Below are 19,266 nucleotides of genomic sequence, written 5' to 3'. Positions count from 1 at the left end.
ACTTACTTAATCTTCACCACCCGCACCGGATTTCGCTCGCGCAAACCATCGGGCAGGTGGGTGATAATCTCGTCGCGCAGTGATTCAATCAGCTTCTTCTTCAGGAAACTGCGGTGTACCACCAAACTGACTTCGCGCAGGGGCTGAGGGTCTGCAAAGGGGCGTACCATGGCTTTCTTTTCGTCAGAGAGTTCCTGCACTGAGAGTTCTGGGAGCAACGTCATGCCACTTTGGGTTTCCACAATGCGTTTGAGGGTTTCCAGTGAGCCGCTCTCGTAATCCAGGTGCACGTTGCGGGTGGTCTTGGCGCGGTTGCAGAGCTGCAGTACCTGGCTCCGGAAACAGTGGCCGTCGTTCAGGAGCCAGAGTTCGGCGGGGTCAATGGCTTCGGCGGTGATTTCCTCAAGTACCGACAAAGGATGGGCCGGGTGCAGGTAACCTACAAAGGCCTCGTAGAACAGCGGCACCTCAAAGATGCTCTTATCATTCAGCGGTGTCACCAGCAAGCCCACGTCCAGCAGTTCCAGCTTCAGTTTCTCCACAATGGTTTCGGTGACCATCTCCTGGATGCTTACGTGTACCTGCGGGTACTTCTGGATAAACGAGGTAATAAACAGCGGCACCAGGTAAGGCGCCAGCGTAGGAATGACGCCAATGCGCAGCTCTCCGCTGATGCCATCGCGCTGCACTTTAACCAACTCCTCTATTTTCTTGAACTCGGCCACGGCCACGCGCGCCTGGGCAATGACGTCTTTCCCCATCTCGGTGGGGCGCACGGGCACCCGGCTGCGGTCAAACAACTGCACGCCAAGTTCCTCCTCCAGTTTCTGCAACTGCATGCTCAGGGTAGGCTGCGTCACAAAGCATTTCTCGGCGGCGGTGGCAAAGTGGCGGTAGGTGTCAACGGCCAGCAGGTATTCCAGTTGGGTGAGCGTCATAGGTGAAGGAGTGAATGAGTGGTGGAGTGAATGGGTGAATAAGGTAGTTTTATGAATATTCCGGTGCGCGTTTTGGGTCCCTTTTTCTTGAAAGTGCCCGAAAACGGTGCTCACAAGAACGAGGCAAAGATAATAGGGAATATCTATAATCGTATAAATACTATCAATTTGATAGATAAAATCGTTTCGGGCACCTTTGTCGTATGGTTAGGCACAAGAGAACGAATTTCTAACCTTTCTACATAACTATGGAATCACACAACGAATTAGGACTGGAACGCAAAGACACCAAAGAACTGGCGGTTAAGCTAAATGAGCTACTGGCCAATTACCACGTGTATTATCAGAATCTGCGGGCTTTCCACTGGAACATCAAAGGCGGAAACTTCTTCGCGCTGCACGCCAAGTTTGAGGAACTGTATACTGCCGCTTTTGAAACCATTGACGAGATAGCCGAGCGCATCTTAACCCTGCGCCACGTGCCCATGCACAGCTTCTCAGATTTTCTGGCGGCCTCTACCGTGCAGGAGAGAAAGAACCTGTCCTCAGATGTAGAGACTGTGGCAGCCACCGTAGAGAACATAGGCCAAATCATCCACCTGGAGCGCGAAGTTCTGGCCCTGGCCGCCGAGCATGACGACGAAGGAACCCAGGGCCTCATCAGCGATGACCTGAACACCCTGGAAAAAACGCTTTGGATGCTGAACGCTTTCCAGGCCTCCTAACCCAACCCATACTACAACCCTTTATTAATCTTTTAACCTTTCTATACATTCCCATGTACCAAAACCGAGTACTATCTGTTGGGGCAGAATTCCCTGCCTTTGCCAAAAAAGCTGTTGTTTCTTTAGAGAGAGACCAAGAGTTTAGAACCATTACCGAGCAAGAGCACCGCGACAATGACCAGTGGCTGGTGATGTTCTGGTGGCCGAAGGATTTCACCTTTGTGTGCCCTACTGAGATTGCCGAATTCAACAAAAACTACGATGAGTTCCGCGACCGTGATGCCCAGCTGATTGGCGCCTCTACTGATTCTGAGTTCGTGCACGCCGCCTGGCGCCGCGACCATGATGACCTGCGCGGCCTTCGGTTCCCTATGCTGGCCGACACGTCTAAATCCCTGGCCGAAGACCTGGGCATCCTGAGCGAAGAAGAGAAAGTAGCCTACCGCGTTACCTACATTGTAGACCCGCAAGGCATCATCCGTTGGGTAAGCGTAAACGACCTGAACGTAGGCCGTAACGTCGCCGAGGTGCTGCGCGTGCTGGACGCGCTGCAAACTGACGAGCTTTGCCCTTGCAACTGGAAAAAAGGCGAAGCCACCCTTACCGTTTAATCCCACACCCGGCCTGTGCCGTGGGCCAGAGGAAATGTCTGTCCCTCACCGCCCCATACGCAGATCACCGGTCAAAATTTTACCGATTGTTTAGTGGTTAATTTCAGGCGAAAGGAAAGGCCTGCCCCAAAAATGCGGGCACTTCCTTTCTCACCTGCTTTAAAGAAAACAGCCTCAAAACGCGCCAAACAAGTCTCACCGCAAGGTGATTGCTTATTAGAGCCGTTCTGCGTGCTTGAGCATTCCAACTCAAAACTCAGAACTCAAGACTCAGAACTATTAGTTGGGCGTGCCCCTGCGGGTCGGGCTATCCGCTGCAAGTCCTCGGGCTTCGTGCCTCGCCCTGTGGGCTTTCCGCTGCCATCCCTCACGCGGCATCATCGCTCAGCCCAGAGCCACTGGAGCAGAATCAAGCGTTTCTGGCCTGTTTTCGCCAACAATCCTTACAATCGGCACAGCAATCAATAATCAACAATCAGCAACAAACAATTAGCAACTTTTATCAGAATGCTTTCCGTTATCCAAGAAACCCAACAAGATTTCCTTAAAGACCTGGGCCTTTCCGGCCAAGCCTATGATCGTCTGGACCAACTGGTACAGGGCGACTCTAAATATTTGAAAGACCTGCGCATCAACCTGAAGACTTCTTTGCAAGCCGAGACGCTCTCTTCCAAAGAAGCTTACCTCATTGCCCTATCTGCGGCCGTGAACGAAGAAAACAACACCTTAACCGAGGCTTTCCGCTCGCTGGCTGCTGCCCAGGGCGCTACGGACGCGGAACTGGCCGAGGCCGTGGCGGTGACCTCGCTGCTGAGCACCAACAACATTCTGTACCGTTTCAAGCACTTCATGCACACTGATTTCTATGAGTCAGCACCGGCCAAAGTGAAGATGAACATCATGATGAACCCCGTGACCGGCAAAGAGTTCTTTGAGCTGGTGAGTCTGGCTATCTCGGCCATCAATGGCTGTGAGCGTTGCGTGACCTCGCACGAGGACTCGGTACGTAAGCTGGGCGCTTCTGAGCAGCGTATTTTTGATGCCGTGCGCATTGCTGCCGTAGTGGTGGGCGTGAGCAAGGTCATCCGGTAGTACTTAAACCCTTTTCGCCATGGCTTTGGCATTGAACCAGGTAACCGTGTCCGTACAGCAGGTACCGGATGCGGTTGCCTATTACTTAGGGCTTGGCCTGCACCTGATTGTGCAGAGCCCCCATTACGCCCGTTTCGTTTGCCCCGATGGGCTTTCCACCTTCTCGGTGCACCTGCACGAGGGGCCGGTTCCCGCCTCGGGCACCACGGTCTACTTTGAAACCGATCACCTGGACCAACGGGTGGCCTCCTTGAAAGCTCAGGGCTACGTGTTTGAGCAGGACCCCAAAGACCAGCCCTGGGAGTGGCGCGAAGCTTACCTGCGCGATCCGTCGGGGAACCGCATCTGCCTGTACCATGCCGGCGAAACCCGCGTGAACCCGGCTTGGCGCCTGCCCGAGAGCAGACAGCAGTATTACCTTACGCCAGTGCGCTTCACCGCCTGGTTGGAGGCCATGCAAACCGCCCTCAGTGAAAATAACGCCGCCGCATTACAGCAGCTATTCTCTGTGGATGTGCGCCTGCTGGAATCTCCGTTTGCTGCGCCGGTGTTCGGGGCTGCCAAAATAAAGCAGCACTGGGACAACGTGATGGGATTGTTCGCCAACGTCTCCTATACCTTGGTGGGCGTACAGGGCGAGATTGGGTATGCCCAACTGGAAGGCACTTGGGGCTCCACCGATACCGTGGTGTATAGTGCCATGCTGGCTTTGAAGTTCAACCCGGCCGGTCTCTGCACTGAGATTGTAGTATGGGGAGGACCTACCCTTTCCAGAGCCGTGATGATGAAGAACGTTTCCGGGGTGTTTCATAAAAACCAGGCCTGAAATAGAAAGTAGATGATTAACTCCAATTGATGAATTGGATGGACCATATATAGAGACAAGGCAATGCCTTATCTCTACATCATCTGATTCCTGTGATCTGATGGTAGGTGCAAACAATACTTCAAAAACGTTCTGGCGCGAGTTTGTAACTCGTGCTCACAGATGAAGGGTAGTCTCCTGATTATCCTCGCTGTGCAGCAGCGAAACCACGCATTGCTCCTATGAGGCGGATTTACTTCCGTGACTTGTTATCTTAAGTCACAGGAGTAAATCCGCGCCGTAGAGGTTTAACAACAGGGATCTTTCAGTTTGTGGCTCCCGGCGAGTCTGGAGCGTTCGCGCCATCCTAGGTCACGAGACTGGAGTCTCGCGCCAGTAGGAGGGGTGGTGTTGCTGGAATTACCAAGGAAAGATAGAAGAGGTGGTGCAAGCGAGATGCAGAATCAATTACCCGTAAAGTCACTACTATTTAAAATGAAAAGCGCCCTCCGCTTTGTAGCAGAGGGCGCTTTCAAGGGGATTTCCAGAAATCAGCCCCAAAACGGGAAACTGACAACTGATAACTAAAAACTGATCACTACTTCGCGTAGGCCACAGAGCGCATTTCGCGGATAACCGTAATCTTGATCTGGCCGGGATACTGCATCTCTTTCTCAATCTTCTGGGAGATATCGAAGGAAAGCTGCTGGGCGCGTTCGTCGGTTACGTTGTCGGCGTCTACCATTACGCGCAGTTCACGGCCGGCCTGGATGGCGTAGCACTGGTTCACGCCTTCAAACGAGTGGGCGGTTTCTTCCAGTTCTTTCAGACGCTTGATGTACGACTCCATGATCTCGCGGCGGGCACCAGGGCGCGAACCGGAGATAGCGTCGCAGGACTGGATAATAGGCGAAATCATGGCGGTCATCTCTATCTCGTCATGGTGCGCCCCAATGGCGTTGCACACGTCTGGGTGCTCCTTGTATTTCTGGGCCAGCTGCATACCGATGATGGCGTGCGGCAGTTCGGGCTCCTCAGTGGTCACTTTCCCGATGTCGTGTAACAGACCGGCGCGTTTGGCGTGCTTCACGTTCAGGCCCAGCTCGGCGGCCATGGTGGCGCAAAGGTTGGCAACCTCGCGGGAGTGCTGCAGCAGGTTCTGGCCGTAAGAAGACCGGAAACGCATGCGGCCCACCATCTTGATCAGCTCTGGGTGCAGTCCGTGAATGCCTAGGTCAATGGCGGTACGCTCGCCAATCTCCACAATCTCCTCTTCAATGCTTTTCTTGGTTTTGGTCACCACTTCCTCAATGCGGGCCGGGTGAATACGTCCGTCGGCTACCAGGCGGTGCAGGGATAGGCGGGCAATCTCGCGGCGAACGGGATCAAAACCGGAAATGATAATCGCTTCAGGCGTATCGTCTACAATGATCTCCACACCGGTAGCAGCTTCCAGCGCGCGGATGTTACGTCCCTCGCGGCCGATGATCTTGCCTTTGATATCGTCAGACTCAATGTTGAAGATGGACACGCAGTTCTCAATGGCGTGCTCGGCGGCGGTGCGCTGAATGGTCTCAATCACCACCTTTTTGGCTTCTTTGGTAGCGGTGAGCTTGGCCTCGGCCACAATGTCTTTGATGTAGGAAGAGGCGCGGGTAGAGGCCTCTGACTTGAGGTTTTCCACCAGCTGCTCGCGGGCTTCGTCGGCACTCAGGTTGGCAATGCGCTCCAGGCGGCTCAGGATTTCGTGGTGATCCTGTTCTACTTTGGCCAGCTTGTCGCGGTACTGGGTTTCCAGGTCCTCTTTGCGCTTGTTGAAGCCGTCCAGCTGTTGGTTCAGCTTGGCTTTGAGGGCATCGGTTTCCTGCTCTTTTTTCTTCAGGTCTTCCTGCTGCTTGGTCACCAGCTGCTCGCGCTGCTTTACCTTGTTCTCATTCTGGATGATGATGTTCTTCTTGCGGTTGGCCTCTTCCTCGTGCTCAGCTTTCAGCTTCAGGAAATGCTCCTTGGCCTCCAGCATCTTGTCTTTCCTCTGGGTCTCGGCTTTGGCTTCCGCTTCGCGGATGATGAGGCTGGCGCGCTCTTTGGCCTGGTCTTCCTGCTCCTTGAAGAGCTTCAGGAGCAGCACCCGGCCGGCATAGAAGCCTATGGCCGCGCCAATTACGGCTGCTAGAATGATATAAAGGGTCATGACTATAAATTAAAGGGTTTAAAGTATAGCAATGACACTGGGCCAATGGGGGCGGAGCCTACGCTTAGTCTAGCTGCAGAGAAGAGAGCAGTTGGTTCAGGGAAGAGAGTTTTTCCTCTAACGTGAGTTGGGTTTCCACGGCGGCATCTTCCGCCTTTATTTTGTCAGCGGCGGTTTCCAGCGCGATCATGGCCAGCAGGTCCTGCTTGTCATGTATCCCGAACTGTTCCCTAAACAGCCTCAAACGCTCATTCAGGTATTTACCGGCCTGCCGTAGCCTTTCTTCCTCCTCCTCGTTTACCCGCATCGGATACTCGCGGTCGGCTATCTTGATTCGTATAGATAACTCACTCATTCCCTGATGCTTCTTTAGCTGCCGTGGCGCGTTTGTTGGTTAAAGGTTGCAGTGCGAAGTGTAAACGTGTAAAAATGCCGCATCTCAAGCCTAAGGTTCTAAATTGGTATAGCTGCGTGCCCGCACGCGTTTAAGAACAAACAACAACCGCAACCAGACAACCCCGTTCTTCTATTCTTTTAAATAAGCGATGCACTTGTCTATCTCGCGCAGGTACTCGTTTATTTTCAGCTTCAGCTCCGTTGAACTGGCAGTGTCTACTGCTATGGTTTGTACAATTTTAGTAATATTATCTTGATTCTGAAAATTTTTTATCTCAGTGTCTTTTTCCTGAATCACTTGCTGCAAACGCTCAATTTCCTTATGGGCGGCCTGCAGGCGTTCCTGCCCCGCCTGGTAGAGCTGTACCAACTGGCGCACTTTGCCCTCAAGGGACTGTATCTGCTGAAGGGTAGACTGGTCAAACATCTTACTTCCGGATTACGGCTCCTAATTGGTGCTCAAACTGTTGCATCAGGCGGCTCATGGTGGCGTCAATCACCTTGTCGGTAAGGGTCTGGTTCTTGTCCTGCAAGGTAAAGCTGATGGCGATGGCTTTCTTGCCGGCCTCAATCTTGTCGCCCTCGTACACGTCAAACACGTTCACGTCCTGCAGAAGTTTCCGCTCTACGCGCTGGGCCACCTGCTTGATCTGGTCAAACGTTATCGCCTTGTCCAGCACCAGCGAAAGGTCGCGACGTACCTCAGGGAACTTGGACAACTCCTCAAACACCAGTTTGTCTTTGTAATTGCGCAACAGGTAATCCCAGTTCAGTTCGGCGTACCACACGGGCTCTTTCACGTCTGCCTGCTTGCACACGCTGTCTTTCAGCAAGCCAAGGTGGCCCAGGGTCACATCGCCTTTCTGGTAGGTCACGCCCCCGGCGAGGTAAGGATGCTCGGTGAGCTTGGTGGTGTAGTTAGGCTGACGGCAAAGCGTAAGCACCTGCTGCACCTGACCGGCCAGGTCATGGAACGTGGCTTTGGCGGTGGCTTGCTGCCAGCTTTCGGCGGCTTTATTTCCGGTCAGGAACAAGGCCAGTAAGTTGTTCTCTTTGTATTTCTCGCCGTCTTTGCGGTACACTTTGCCAATCTCAAACACCTTCAGGTCACGCTGACGGCGATTGATGTTGTGGCGCAGCACCTCCAGGCCTGAGTACACCAGCGTGAGGCGCATGGCATCCAGGTCCTCGGAGTTGTAGTTCAAAATAGGTACCAACTCAGCGGGAGTGTTGCCCTCCGCGTCTTTGTAGTAGTTGGAGTTGGTGAGCGAGTTGGTGATCAGTTCCAGGTAACCGTTGCCAGCCAGCACATCCGCGATGCGCTTGGTAATCACTTCCGGGTCCGGATTCGGGAATTTAGCCAGGAAACTCGCCGCCAGGTTTTCACTCAGGTGAATGTTGTTGTAGCCGTAAATGCGCAGGATTTCCTCCACCACATCGGCTTCGCGGGTTACGTCCACTTTGTACGGCGGAATAGTCAGGAGCAAATCCTCGGCGGTTTCTTCGGCAATCTCAATACCCAGGTCTGTTAAGATTTCCTTGATTCTGTCTTCACCGATGTGCTGCCCGATTAGTTGGTGCACGCGGGCGTAGCTCACCCGGATTTGCGTGGCCTGTACCGGCTGCGGATACACATCCACAATATCCGAGGAAATCTCACCACCCGCTACTTCCTGGATGAGCAAGGCCGCCCGTTTCAAAGCCGTGATGACCATGTTAGGATCGGTGCCGCGCTCGAAACGGAACGAAGAATCGGTTTTGATGCCGTGCGTCTGCGAGGTTTTGCGGATACCGGCCGGAGCGAAGTAGGCACTTTCAATAAAGATATTCTGAGTCTCAGCAGTTACGCCGGAGTTCAAACCCCCGAACACGCCCGCCAGAACCATCGGCTCCTCGGCGTTGCTGATGGTCAGGTCTTCGGCACGTAAGGTGCGCTCCACGCTGTCTAAGGTGGTGAACTTAGCGCCTTCGGTGGCGTTTTTTACGATGATTTTGCCGCCTTTAATGGTGGCTGCGTCAAACGCGTGCAGCGGCTGGCCCAACTCATGCAGCACGTAGTTGGTCACATCTACCACGTTGTTGATAGGCGATAACCCAATGGCTCTTAACCGCTGTTGCAACCACTTAGGCGAATCCTGCACTTTCACCCCGGAAACGGTCACGCCCGCGTAACGAGGGCACGCCTCCGTATTCTCGATCTCCACCGAGATAGGCAGATTGGTGTTGGCTACGTTGAACTCGCTCAGGTTTGGCAATTGGTAAGGCGTTTTGAGCAGGGCCTGCAAGTCGCGGGCCACACCCAGGTGAGAGGCGGCATCGGCACGGTTAGGCGTCAAACCAATCTCGAATACCTCATCAGAGGCCAACCCGAAATATTGGGCGGCGGGGGTTCCGTTAGGCAGATCAGTGTCCAGGACCATGATGCCGGAGTGGTCGGTGCCCAGACCAATCTCGTCCTCGGCGCAGATCATGCCTTCAGACACGGCCCCTCTTATTTTTGATTTCTTGATCTGGAACGGCTCTCCGCCCGCTGGGTACAAGGTGGCGCCCACGGTGGCAATCACCACTTTCTGACCGGCGGCTACGTTGGCAGCCCCGCACACGATGTGCTTAGGCTCACCTTCGCCGGTGTCAACAGTGGTCACGCTCAGTTTATCGGCATTGGGGTGTTTGGCGCAGGTGAGTACCTCGCCAATGACCATGCCCTGCAAACCACCGGGCACTACGTCAAAGGTTTCAATGCCTTCCACCTCCAGACCGGCATCGGTGAGGAGTTTGCCCACTTCCTGGGCGGGTTTATCTATTGAAATAAGTGTCTTAAGCCAATCCAGTGAGATGCGCATGGTGTTCTTTCTCTGTGTTAGGGGCGCAGCCACGCTACGCCGATAGCCGTTTTAGGGCTGCAATTTTCAAAATTACCAAAAACTGGTGAAGATGGGTAAGGGGAAGTTGTTTTTTGTGGAAAACCTCCGCCAGTGCCTTGGGCAACCTTTGTTCAAGGAATGTGGAGGGCTTTTGTGCCTTTTTCAGGAAAATAGCTCTAAAACGGTTTTGGCATAGACGCTCGTAGGTCCTCCGGATACTACGAGGTCCTTTGAGTGAGTGGTATTGCGTAGGTAACCTATAGATATCACCGCTGGCGCGAGCTTGCAGCTCGTGTCCGCACGCCATGCAAACCAACCTTCTGTCATCCTGAAAGGATCTTGTGGGCAAACTGTAACCACGTCTTAGTAGCAGCTTTTTTAGGTCGCTCCGCTGGCGCGAGCGGGACGCTCGCGCCAGCGAATGACTTAGAACTCAAGACTCAGAACTCAGGACTTCATTTGGCAAAAGCCTGCTCGCCGGCAGGAATTTTCACCTTCAGGCGGTTCTCGGCGGGGGGCATGGGGCAGACGAAGGCGGGGTTATAGGCGCAGAACGGATTATAGGCCTTGTTGAAGTCCAGCACTATGGTTTTGCCGTTGGGAATGGCGTCCAGGTAGCGGCCGCCGCCGTAGGTCTCAAAGCCGTTGGTCTGGTCGGTGAAGGGGATGAAGAGCGTGTCTGAGGTGGAGCCGGCCTTCTGGAACAGGGTAAGCGTGTGTGTCTGGCCCTCCAGCTCAAAGGAAGCTTTCCCTTTCACGTAGTAAGGTTCCTGGGTGCCAGTGGTCATGGGCATGGCCACCGGTTCAGCGCGTTCAATGGGCGTGAAATCAGCGGCAATCTCGTAATCCCGCGCGGGGGCGTAATAATTGAGTTTGTTGAAGGCGCGGCGCAACGAGTCGGGGAGGGGAGAGCGGGTGGCGCTCCGGAACGTGAGGTCTTTGCTTTCCCTGAACTTCAGTACGGCCTGGGTATAACTCTCATCGTTGTAGAACAAGTCTTTGACCAGGTAGCCTACAATGAGCAGCACGCCAATAATGATAATGTATTTGAATCCTTTCATGGAATAAGGCAGGTTGAGGGCGCAAAGGTCGGAAAGAAATTAATACCGTGCTGCGGGTAGGCGTTTTTGGCCTGTTTTTCTAGAAATGGGCTGAAAACCTCCTCGTAGCGGCGTTACCCTGTAACGCCGGGGGCCCATGAAACGACCATGGCTCCAGACCCTGAAGCCGTAAGGCTGTGGTGCCATAAAGGCGTTACACCTTTCAGTGCTTGAAACCGCAATACCTTGGTTCTTTGAAACGGGTCATTTAGGACGGGGCTTGCCGAACTGCAGGTAGGTTCTTGCAGATTTGAGGCGGGGCTGCCGTGTAGGACCACGGCGTTACAGGGTAACGCCGCTACATTTTCTGGAACGGACCAAAACCAAAAAAGAAAGGCAGCCACCGCGCGGTAGCTGCCTTTTGTAAACCAACCATCAGTAATTGATTACAGCAAATCCTCGTCGGCGAAGCTGTAGTAGCTGCTGTCGGTGAAGATGAGGTGGTCCAGGATGGGCAGGTCCAGCACTTTGCCGGCTTCCTGCAGCTTCTTGGTGAGGGAAATATCGGCGGGGCTGGGTTTCAGTTGCCCCGAGGGGTGGTTGTGCACCAGGATGAGGGCGCTGGCCAGGTTTTCCACGGCGTGCTTGAAGATGATCTTAGGGTCGGCCACGGTGCCGGCCACGCCGCCGCTGCTGATCTGGATCTTCTTCATGATGGTGTTGGCGCGGTTGAGCAGGATGATCCAGAACTCCTCGTGCGGCAGGTCCAGCAGGTGCGGACGTATGTACTCGTAAATGTCGGTGGAGCAGGTGATGCGGGTTTTAGGGGCCGGGGCGGCCTCCTTTCGTCTTCGGCCCAGTTCCAGGGCGCTCACAATGGAGATGGCCTTGGCTTCGCCGATGCCTTTGTGTTTTTGCAACTCCTTCACGGTGAGGCGGGCCAGTTCGTTCAGGTCATGGTCTACGGCGTTCAGGATGAGCTTGGCCACGTCCACGGCGCTGAGGCTGGGCGTGCCCGAGCCGATCAGAATGCCAATCAGCTCTGCGTCTGAGAGGGCGGCGCGGCCTTTGAGCAGGAGTTTCTCGCGCGGACGGTCTTCCTCGGCCCAGGACTTGATGGAAAGTGGAGCGGTGGCGTAGGCAGTTGACATACGTTTTTGGCTTGGTTTCAGGAAATAAGGCTTAAAATTGTTAGTACAATCCTATGGGGTGGCAAATAGTTCATCGGTAGGTTCGGTTTTCCCGTAAACCCCTCGTTGCGGCCCTCTATATTTGCCGCTCTGATTCAGCTAAAAAGAAATATGACCAGACTGATCATCACGCTAGTCCTTGTTTTACTTATAGATATATATGTGTTTCAGGCGGTGCGCACCGTAGCGGCGGGCATGCTGCCCTCGGCCCGAAAAGCCGTGTACGTTGTGTACTGGGGCATTTCGCTCTTTACCCTGGGCACCCTCTTGCTGGCGCTGCTCACCCGGGGCTCTGCGCCCAACCCGGTGCGCATGCAGGTGGCCAATGTGCTGTTTATCCTGTTCATCTCCAAGTTGGTGGTGGTGCTGTTCCTGCTCATTGATGATCTGGTGCGGCTCACCCAGTGGCTATCCAACACGTTGCGCGGACCCGGGCAGCCCAAGTTTGACGTGGGCCGCCACAAGTTCATGAGCCAACTGGCCCTCATTATGGGCGCCATTCCGTTGGGTACGCTCATCTGGGGCATGGTGAAAGGGGCGTACTCCTATCAGGTGAAGCGCGTGACGCTCAAGTTCCCCAACCTGCCCCCGGCGTTTGACGGCTTCCGGCTGCTGCAGATCACCGACATGCACTCGGGCAGTTTCCACTCGGGGGAGCCGCTGCAGAAAGCCGTGGAAATCATTAACCAGCAAGCCGCCGATGTGGTGGTGTTCACCGGCGATATGGTGAACAACGTGGCCTCTGAGGTGGAGCCGTACGTGCCCACGCTGGCCAAGATCAAGGCGCCGGTATACTCTGTGCTGGGCAACCACGACTACGGCGACTATGTGCAGTGGGGCAGCCGCGAGGCCAAGATCCAGAACCTGGACACCCTTAAGCAGCACCAGCGCCAGGCCGGCTGGGACCTGCTCCTGAACGAACACCGCGTGCTGGAGCGCGACGGGCAGCGCATTGCCCTGCTGGGCGTGGAGAACTGGAGCACCCGCATGAATTTCCCGCGGTACGGAAGCCTGGCCCAGGCCCACGCCGGCACCGAGCAGATTCCGTTCAAGGTGCTGCTCTCGCATGACCCCTCGCATTGGGACGGCGAAGTGAACACCAAATACCAGGACATTGACCTGATGCTCTCGGGGCACACCCACGGCATGCAGTTTGGCGTGAACATCCCGGGCTTTAAGTGGAGCCCGGTACAGTACGTGTACCGGCAATGGGCCGGGCTGTACCAGAAAGGTCGGCAATCGTTGTACGTGAACGTGGGCCTGGGCTTCCTGGGGTACCATGGCCGGGTGGGCTTCCTGCCAGAAATTACCGTGTTTGAGTTTAAGAGGGCCTAAGCAACTCTTTAAGCGTCTTGAAGTTTTAGAAGTTTGTTTTAGTAGAATTTAAAAGCGAGTACAATTCCTGTTTTGGGGCTATTTTCAGTAGAAAGGCCCTGAAACAGGATTTTTTGTTTGGTAGTCGCTGCTTTGTAGGTGGCTTAGTGGTTTGGGTAAAATGGGTTATGTGCAATTGGCTGGAAACCTGCCCCCGTGCGCTCCGTAAAACCCTCCATGAGCAAGCCACGGCGAAAGCGCCTATTTGTTCCACTAAAGAAACACACTATGAAAAAGCAGTTTTTGATGATACTGGCGGCAGGAGCCTTGGCTTTCTCCGCCTGCCGCGAAGACGCAGGCACCTCCACGGAGACCCAGGAAAACGACAGCGATACCCCAGACAACGCGGCCGGTAATCCAGACAGCACCTCTGCCTCTAACTACGACTATGAGCAGGAGTCCAGGGAGCGGGCCAACCGCATGTCTTCCCAGATCTCGCAGGACCTGAGCCTGGATGCCGAAACGCAGGCCCGCATCCGTACGGTCATGTATAACCGGGCCCGCCAGATCAACGAGCTGGAGACGCGTTTCAGCAGCACCAACCGCAGCGGGGGCTACGCCGCCGATGATCCCAGTATGATGAGCGATGACATGGCGGTAGACGAGAGCATGGTGATGGACAGCGGGATGGCCGTGGAGTCATCCATGCAAGTGACCGGCTATCCTTCAGACTTCCCCACCCAGTACTATGACGAGATGGAGACCATCAACTCCAACGTAGACCTGGAGGTGAAAGGCTTTTTAACGCCCGCCCAGTTTAAGCTGTATGAGGCCAACCGCCAGAAGTACTACGGCATGGAAAGCAAGTACAAAACCCAGGACGGCGCCAAGTTTAAAGTAGACGGCGACGAGGCCAAACTCAAGGCCGGCGAAACCAAGGTGAAAAGAGACGGTGACGAGTCTAAGCTCAAAACCGATGACACCAAGGTGAAAAAAGAAGGCGATGAGTCAAAGATCAAGATTGAAGACGCCAAGCTTAAGCGCGAGAAAGACGAAGTAAAGTACAAGTCTGGCGACACTAAAATAAAACTGGAGAACTAACCGTTCTCTCAGTATCTTTGAAAGGCTTGCCCGTAAGAAGGCAAGCCTTTTTCATTGCTTTTCTGCCCTTCAAGTGTTTATGAGTAAGCGTCTGTGCTTTTTATTTCTGTGTGTGGTTGGTTTCCTGATGCAGGCCCAGGTCTGGGCCCAGGGCACGGTACACAGCATCTGGGTGAGCGGCCAGGTCTTGCGGGAAGACAACAAGAAGCCCATTGCCGGCGTGTCTGTGTTCCAGAAAAGCACCGGCGAGGGCCTCGCCACCAATGAGCACGGCGCCTTCCGGATCAGGATCGCCTCTACTGATACGCTGGTGTTCAGGGCGCTGGGCTTCCGGCAGAAAGAGTACGTGCCTTCGCTCCGGAGCGTGACCGAGCTGCGCGTGAACATCTTGCTGCAGGAAGAAAGCGTACAACTAAAAGAGGTACGGGTGTCGCCGCTGTCGCCGGAGAAGGTAGACCGTGTACTGCGCAACATGAAACCTCGGCCGGCCCCGCCTAAGCCGCGCATGAACATAACGGTGCCGCGCATCATCATTCCGCCGGGGCCGCCCACGCCCCCAGACCTTATCACCAGCCCCCTCAGTTTCCTGTGGGAGCAGTTCTCCAAGGAAGGCCGGCAGCGGTCAAGGGTGGCCAAACTCATGGAGGAGCGGGAGCGGCAGAAAGCGCTGGAGCGCCAGATCATGCGGCAAGATTCCATCAGGCAGGCGCGCCTGCGGTACAACCGTTTCTTCAGAGACACCACCAGTTTCTATGACCCACGCTGGTAAGCCCGGGCGCCGCGCCGGCAGGTCTTAAAAATTTGGTTACCTTTGTTTTTGATTCTTCCTCTGTGAGTCAATAACCAACCTAGATCTATGTATTTCAACCATATCATGGAAGCCATTGGCAACACGCCTTTGGTAAAACTGAACAGCGTGACAGACGGGGTAAAAGCCACCGTGCTGGCCAAGGTGGAGTATTTTAACCCGGGCAACTCGGTGAAGGACCGCATGGCCCTGCGCATGATTGAAGACGCCGAGAAGGCGGGCATCCTGAAACCGGGTGGCACCATCATTGAAGGCACCTCGGGCAACACCGGCATGGGGCTGGCCCTCACCGCCATCGCCAAAGGCTATAAGTGCATCTTCACCATGTCAGACAAGCAGAGCCAGGAGAAGATCAATATTCTCAAGGCCGTGGGCGCTGAGGTGGTGGTATGCCCCACCGACGTGGCCCCGGAGCACCCAGACTCTTACTACTCGGTAGCCAAGCGCCTGAACCAGGAAATCCCCAACTCGTTCTACCCCAACCAGTACGACAACCTGTCTAACACCGCCGCCCACTATGACACCAGCGGCCCCGAGATCTGGAAACAGACCGACGGGAAAATCACCTGCTTCGCCTCGGGCGTGGGCACCGGCGGCACCATCTGCGGCATCTCCAAGTACCTCAAGGAGCAGAACTCCGGCATTAAGGTGGTGGGCATAGACACGTACGGCTCAGTGTTCAAGAAATACAAGGAAACCGGCGTCTTTGACGAGAACGAGATCTATCCTTATAAAACCGAGGGCATTGGCGAGGACATCCTGCCCAAGAACGTAGATTTCAGCCTCATTGACACCTTCATCAAGGTAACCGACAAAGACGGAGCCCTCATGACCCGCCGCCTGGCCAAGGAAGAAGGCCTGTTTGTGGGCTGGTCCTGCGGTTCGGCCGTGTACGGGGCCCTGGAGTACGCCAAGGAGCACCTCACCGAGGAAGACACCCTGGTGGTAGTGCTGCCCGACCACGGAACCCGGTACCTGGGCAAAATCTACAACGATGACTGGATGCGGGAGCAGGGCTACCTAGACTAGCCAAACCCGTTTCTGGGCTGTTTTTCAGGAAAGAGCCCCCAACCAGCCAGGCTTGCGTAAAGCGGGCGGCTGGTTGGGATACAACAAAAATGGGTGCTTGCCCGTAGGCGCAGTAACATGGCCGGGCAACCAGCCGTTCAAGTCAGATCAAATCCCTCAACTAACATTGGTGCTTCTCACACAGGAAACTTCCCCCACCGGTTTTATAGGTGCCCAGGCCGGAGCCTCAGGGCCAGATGGTTTGGTGCTGGTAGGAGAGGTGCTGGTGGTAACGGCCTACGTGCTGGTGGCGTGCGTGCTGTTTTACCTGGCCTTTAAGCGCGATGACCGGGAACGCAAGCTGGTGCTCCTGCTCTTCGGGGTGATTGGCCTCATGGGCGGCGGCGTGCACTCGCTCAACATCTGGGACGGGGACGGCACCGGCGATCTCCTGCTGGTAGTGCGGCTAATCTTTGGCGTCATGGCGCTGGGGGCGGCCATTCTGCTGTTCAAGGCCATACCGGGCCTCATGGCCATTCCCAGCCTGCGGCAGCTCACCAGAGACAACTCCAAACTGCAGGAGCAGGTGCAGGAACGCCTCAGGGCCGAAGAAGCCCTCCGCGAATCACAGCAGGAGCTGGAGCAGCGGGTGCGTGAGCGCAGTGCCCAGGCCATCACGGCCAACCGCGAGCTGGAACGGGAGATTGAGAGCCGTAAGCTGGCCGAGAAGCGCCTGATTGCCGCCAACTACGAGCTCATCAAGAAGAACGCTGACCTGGATGACTTTGTGTATTACGCCTCGCGCGACCTGAAAGGTCCGGTGCTGAACGTGGCGGGCCTGGTGCAGGCCATCAGGGAAGAGCTGCCCACCGACCGTCCCGAGCTGAGCCAGCTGTTTGAGCGGCTAGATGACTCCGTGGCGCGCATTCACCGCAAGCTGAACAACCTGGCCGAGGTGAGCCGCATCCAGAAACCGCTCACCAGGGAGCAGCTGGAGATGGTGCACTTTGCCGACGTGCTGGAGCAGGTAAAAGAGAAACTGCAGGAGCCGTTGCAGGAGTCGGGGGCCAGCCTGGCCGCCAACTTCTCAGTGACGCCAACGGTGTACTTCTCCCGCGACAACCTCTTCAGCTTGCTGGAGAACCTTATTTCTAATTCAATCAAATACCGTGAGCCCCAGCGGCCGTTGCACATCTTTCTCTCCACAGAGCTTCAGGACCGCTACGTGGTGCTGAAGGTGCAGGACAACGGCATCGGTATGGACCTCAACCAGTACGGGCAGCAGTTGTTCTCCTTGTTCCGGCGGTTCCATGACCACGTAGAAGGCAGCGGCGTAGGACTTTATATTATTAAACGCATCATGGACAACAATCAGGGCAAGGTAGAAGTACAAAGCGTTCCTGGCGAAGGAACTACCTTCCTGCTGTATTTTGTAAACCATGACCAACACACCGGAGCACGGGTATGAAAAAACTGAGGGGCATATTGCTCATTGACGACGATGACACCAACAATTTCCTGAACCACCGCCTGCTCACCAGAATGCAGGTGTCTGAGAAGATCAGGGAGTTCAGGAACGGGAAGCAGGCGTTTGACTACCTGTACAGCGTGAGCCAGGGCCACTATGACGCGGCTTCTTCTGAGTACTTCAAGCCGGCCCTCATCCTGCTGGACATTAACATGCCCGTGATGGATGGCTTTGAGTTCCTGTCTCTGTTTGAGAAGCTGAACGAGGACTTCCGCAAGGACGTGGTTTTGGCCCTGCTCACTACCTCAGAGCACAGCCAGGACACCGAGCGGGCCGCCGCCAGCAAGATCGCCTACCTGACCAAACCGCTCACCACCGAGAAGGTGCAAGGCCTCCTGGACACGTACTTCCCCCAGGTTCAGGAATAGGATGAGCTCCTGGGGAGCACTTCCGCTGGAGGATTTCCTTGCCGTTTCTGGGAAAATAGGCCGAAAACCGCGTGGAAAGAGCCGCTTGTGCCCGCAGGAACGTACCTGCAGCCTTGTAGGCGAGTTCATAAGGGTAACGCGATGGTGGGAAAGGCTCACCTGTTTTCTGCTGATTGCCCAATCCCATCCGCATCTCACTTTCTAATCATAAAAAGCCGTTTAACCTTTGGTTAGGCGGCTTTCTTTTTTTCTGCTGCCCCGCAACTGAGCGCCAAAGACTAAACGCAAGGGTAGGGAGTAGGTAGCCGATGGGTAGAAGCGCAGGGGGTGGCTAGAACTGGTACTTGAGGGTGATGTGCACCAGCACGCTCAGGCCGGCCATCATGAGGCCAATCCCAATCAGGCGCTCGGAGGCTTGCTGGCTGGTAGACTTGTGGCCCCGTACCCAGGTGCCCAGCACGGCCCCCAGCGCGAAGGCCAGCATCAGGGGCATGCTCTTGTACCAGTCAATGTTGCCCAGCCAATAATGCGACACAAGCCCCGAGAAGCTGGTGACGGCCATAATGAACAAAGACGTGGAAATGGCGATCTGGGGCGGAATCTTGAAGGCCCTGATCATGATGGGGGTTTGCAGAAAGCCGCCTCCCATGCCAAAAAGCCCCGCAACGGTGCCAATGCACAAACCAAAAAAGGCCATCAGGCTGCCGTTCAACCGGTAGGCCAGGTGCTTGGGGTGGTTCTTCCGGATGAACGAAGTAGGCATGCGGTTAATGCGGTACATCATGCCCCGCTTGCGCTCCTGCTCCTTCTTGTAGGTGGCCAGCATGTAGGTGCCCACGGCCAGCACAAACAAGGCAAACAGCACCTGCATCTGCAGCACCGGCATGTAGGCCACCAGAAAAGCACCCACCACCGTGCCCAGCATGGCCGGAAACTGAAAGAGGGAAGCCACCACATAATCAATGCTCTTCTCCCGGAAGTTCAGGAAGGAAGACACCAGCGCCGCCGGCAGCAGCGCCGACATGGCCGTGCCAATGGCCAACTCCACCGGAAACTGAAAAAAGATGATCAGGATTGGGACCAGAAACACGCCGCCCCCAAAACCAATGAGGGTGCCAAAGGTGCTTACCGCAATGCCGGTCAGGAAAAGGAGTAGCGCTGTGATCAAGTGGTGCCGTTACTAGCGTCAAAGGTAAAAGAATCGGGAACCTTTCAGGGGGAGTGGGCGCGCCGGCGCTTTCACTCTCGCCCAGGCCCTGGTACAGAACATGCCGGCTGGGCTGGATG

At 55.3% G+C, this 19,266-nt stretch carries 17 protein-coding genes and 1 pseudogene; 10 read left to right on the top strand and 8 right to left on the bottom strand.

All coding sequences use genetic code 11. From position 1 onward, the window contains the following. Window positions 1-2 precede the first annotated feature (2 nt). The gene (locus JT718_RS17960) at window positions 3-938 is read right to left on the bottom strand and encodes a hydrogen peroxide-inducible genes activator (RefSeq protein WP_205504172.1); all 936 of its coding nucleotides are present in this window, start codon (window positions 936-938) and stop codon (window positions 3-5) included. A gap of 248 nt (window positions 939-1,186) precedes the next feature. Here JT718_RS17960 and JT718_RS17955 point away from each other — a divergent pair, with 248 nt between their 5' ends. The 4 genes from JT718_RS17955 (at window position 1,187) to JT718_RS17940 (ending at window position 4,192) form a co-directional block, all read left to right on the top strand. Next, window positions 1,187-1,663 carry a Dps family protein gene (locus tag JT718_RS17955; RefSeq protein WP_205504171.1) on the top strand — a complete coding sequence of 159 codons (477 nt, stop codon included), beginning with the start codon at window positions 1,187-1,189 and terminating at the stop codon, window positions 1,661-1,663. A 53-nt stretch (window positions 1,664-1,716) separates the two neighbouring features. Beyond that, entirely contained in the window at window positions 1,717-2,274 is a 558-nt protein-coding gene (locus JT718_RS17950; RefSeq protein ID WP_205504170.1) for a peroxiredoxin, read from the top strand. A 507-nt stretch (window positions 2,275-2,781) separates the two neighbouring features. Continuing rightward, a complete protein-coding gene (locus tag JT718_RS17945) occupies window positions 2,782-3,366 on the top strand; it encodes a carboxymuconolactone decarboxylase family protein (RefSeq protein ID WP_205504169.1) in 585 nt (194 codons plus the stop codon). Between the two features lie 19 nt (window positions 3,367-3,385). After that, on the top strand, window positions 3,386-4,192 hold the full coding sequence (locus JT718_RS17940) for a VOC family protein (protein ID WP_240337157.1): 807 nt from the start codon (window positions 3,386-3,388) through the stop codon (window positions 4,190-4,192). A gap of 577 nt (window positions 4,193-4,769) precedes the next feature. On the opposite strand, the gene rny is transcribed toward JT718_RS17940, so the two are convergent. The 6 genes from rny to radC form a co-directional block, all read right to left on the bottom strand. Further along, window positions 4,770-6,362: a ribonuclease Y gene (gene rny / locus JT718_RS17935; protein WP_240337156.1), complete on the bottom strand. Its 1,593-nt coding sequence runs from the start codon at window positions 6,360-6,362 to the stop codon at window positions 4,770-4,772. 64 nt (window positions 6,363-6,426) lie between these two features. Further along, a complete protein-coding gene (locus tag JT718_RS17930) occupies window positions 6,427-6,717 on the bottom strand; it encodes a cell division protein ZapA (RefSeq protein ID WP_205504168.1) in 291 nt (96 codons plus the stop codon). A gap of 171 nt (window positions 6,718-6,888) precedes the next feature. Beyond that, complete coding sequence (locus JT718_RS17925) at window positions 6,889-7,185, bottom strand: hypothetical protein (RefSeq protein ID WP_205504167.1); 297 nt, start codon at window positions 7,183-7,185, stop codon at window positions 6,889-6,891. Window position 7,186: 1 nt separating this feature from the next. Continuing rightward, complete coding sequence (gene pheT, locus JT718_RS17920; protein ID WP_205504166.1) at window positions 7,187-9,601, bottom strand: phenylalanine--tRNA ligase subunit beta; 2,415 nt, start codon at window positions 9,599-9,601, stop codon at window positions 7,187-7,189. A gap of 476 nt (window positions 9,602-10,077) precedes the next feature. Then, window positions 10,078-10,683: a DUF1684 domain-containing protein gene (locus tag JT718_RS17915; protein WP_205504165.1), complete on the bottom strand. Its 606-nt coding sequence runs from the start codon at window positions 10,681-10,683 to the stop codon at window positions 10,078-10,080. A 425-nt stretch (window positions 10,684-11,108) separates the two neighbouring features. Further along, window positions 11,109-11,813: a RadC family protein gene (radC, locus tag JT718_RS17910; protein WP_205504164.1), complete on the bottom strand. Its 705-nt coding sequence runs from the start codon at window positions 11,811-11,813 to the stop codon at window positions 11,109-11,111. A gap of 150 nt (window positions 11,814-11,963) precedes the next feature. On the opposite strand from radC, the gene JT718_RS17905 reads away from it, so the two are divergent. The 6 genes and pseudogenes from JT718_RS17905 (at window position 11,964) to JT718_RS17880 (ending at window position 17,979) form a co-directional block, all read left to right on the top strand. Then, window positions 11,964-13,187 (top strand): metallophosphoesterase, encoded by a 1,224-nt coding sequence (locus JT718_RS17905; protein WP_205504163.1) that lies wholly within the window; start codon window positions 11,964-11,966, stop codon window positions 13,185-13,187. Between the two features lie 267 nt (window positions 13,188-13,454). After that, window positions 13,455-14,267 (top strand): hypothetical protein, encoded by an 813-nt coding sequence (locus tag JT718_RS17900; protein ID WP_205504162.1) that lies wholly within the window; start codon window positions 13,455-13,457, stop codon window positions 14,265-14,267. 79 nt (window positions 14,268-14,346) lie between these two features. Continuing rightward, window positions 14,347-15,036 carry a carboxypeptidase-like regulatory domain-containing protein gene (locus JT718_RS17895; RefSeq protein WP_205504161.1) on the top strand — a complete coding sequence of 230 codons (690 nt, stop codon included), beginning with the start codon at window positions 14,347-14,349 and terminating at the stop codon, window positions 15,034-15,036. Between the two features lie 87 nt (window positions 15,037-15,123). Next, window positions 15,124-16,101 (top strand): annotated as a pseudogene (locus JT718_RS17890) (PLP-dependent cysteine synthase family protein); the annotation flags it as partial. A gap of 172 nt (window positions 16,102-16,273) precedes the next feature. After that, window positions 16,274-17,551 (top strand): sensor histidine kinase, encoded by a 1,278-nt coding sequence (locus JT718_RS20760; protein WP_205504159.1) that lies wholly within the window; start codon window positions 16,274-16,276, stop codon window positions 17,549-17,551. Further along, a complete protein-coding gene (locus JT718_RS17880) occupies window positions 17,548-17,979 on the top strand; it encodes a response regulator (protein WP_205504158.1) in 432 nt (143 codons plus the stop codon). Before JT718_RS20760 ends, JT718_RS17880 begins: the two co-directional genes overlap by 4 nt. Window positions 17,980-18,310: 331 nt before the next feature. On the opposite strand, the gene JT718_RS17875 is transcribed toward JT718_RS17880, so the two are convergent. Next, window positions 18,311-19,147, bottom strand: coding sequence for a sulfite exporter TauE/SafE family protein (locus JT718_RS17875; protein ID WP_240337155.1), 837 nt, complete (start codon window positions 19,145-19,147; stop codon window positions 18,311-18,313). Window positions 19,148-19,266 lie beyond the last annotated feature (119 nt).

The sequence above is a fragment of the Rufibacter psychrotolerans genome (genome assembly GCF_016924645.1).
In the GTDB taxonomy this organism is placed as follows: Bacteria; Bacteroidota; Bacteroidia; order Cytophagales; family Hymenobacteraceae; genus Nibribacter; species Nibribacter psychrotolerans.
The sequence above is the reverse complement of the archived record's forward strand: the minus strand, read 5'-3'. Positions and strand labels throughout refer to the sequence as shown.

What these genes read in the sequence shown, in the direction of transcription:
- JT718_RS17960 (WP_205504172.1), bottom strand. Translation starts at nt 938, where the DNA reads ATGACGCTCACCCAACTGGAATACCTGCTGGCCGTTGACACCTACCGC.
- JT718_RS17955 (WP_205504171.1), top strand. Translation starts at nt 1,187, where the DNA reads ATGGAATCACACAACGAATTAGGACTGGAACGCAAAGACACCAAAGAA.
- JT718_RS17950 (WP_205504170.1), top strand. Translation starts at nt 1,717, where the DNA reads ATGTACCAAAACCGAGTACTATCTGTTGGGGCAGAATTCCCTGCCTTT.
- JT718_RS17945 (WP_205504169.1), top strand. Translation starts at nt 2,782, where the DNA reads ATGCTTTCCGTTATCCAAGAAACCCAACAAGATTTCCTTAAAGACCTG.
- JT718_RS17940 (WP_240337157.1), top strand. Translation starts at nt 3,386, where the DNA reads ATGGCTTTGGCATTGAACCAGGTAACCGTGTCCGTACAGCAGGTACCG.
- rny (WP_240337156.1), bottom strand. Translation starts at nt 6,362, where the DNA reads ATGACCCTTTATATCATTCTAGCAGCCGTAATTGGCGCGGCCATAGGC.
- JT718_RS17930 (WP_205504168.1), bottom strand. Translation starts at nt 6,717, where the DNA reads ATGAGTGAGTTATCTATACGAATCAAGATAGCCGACCGCGAGTATCCG.
- JT718_RS17925 (WP_205504167.1), bottom strand. Translation starts at nt 7,185, where the DNA reads ATGTTTGACCAGTCTACCCTTCAGCAGATACAGTCCCTTGAGGGCAAA.
- pheT (WP_205504166.1), bottom strand. Translation starts at nt 9,601, where the DNA reads ATGCGCATCTCACTGGATTGGCTTAAGACACTTATTTCAATAGATAAA.
- JT718_RS17915 (WP_205504165.1), bottom strand. Translation starts at nt 10,683, where the DNA reads ATGAAAGGATTCAAATACATTATCATTATTGGCGTGCTGCTCATTGTA.
- radC (WP_205504164.1), bottom strand. Translation starts at nt 11,813, where the DNA reads ATGTCAACTGCCTACGCCACCGCTCCACTTTCCATCAAGTCCTGGGCC.
- JT718_RS17905 (WP_205504163.1), top strand. Translation starts at nt 11,964, where the DNA reads ATGACCAGACTGATCATCACGCTAGTCCTTGTTTTACTTATAGATATA.
- JT718_RS17900 (WP_205504162.1), top strand. Translation starts at nt 13,455, where the DNA reads ATGAAAAAGCAGTTTTTGATGATACTGGCGGCAGGAGCCTTGGCTTTC.
- JT718_RS17895 (WP_205504161.1), top strand. Translation starts at nt 14,347, where the DNA reads ATGAGTAAGCGTCTGTGCTTTTTATTTCTGTGTGTGGTTGGTTTCCTG.
- JT718_RS17880 (WP_205504158.1), top strand. Translation starts at nt 17,548, where the DNA reads ATGAAAAAACTGAGGGGCATATTGCTCATTGACGACGATGACACCAAC.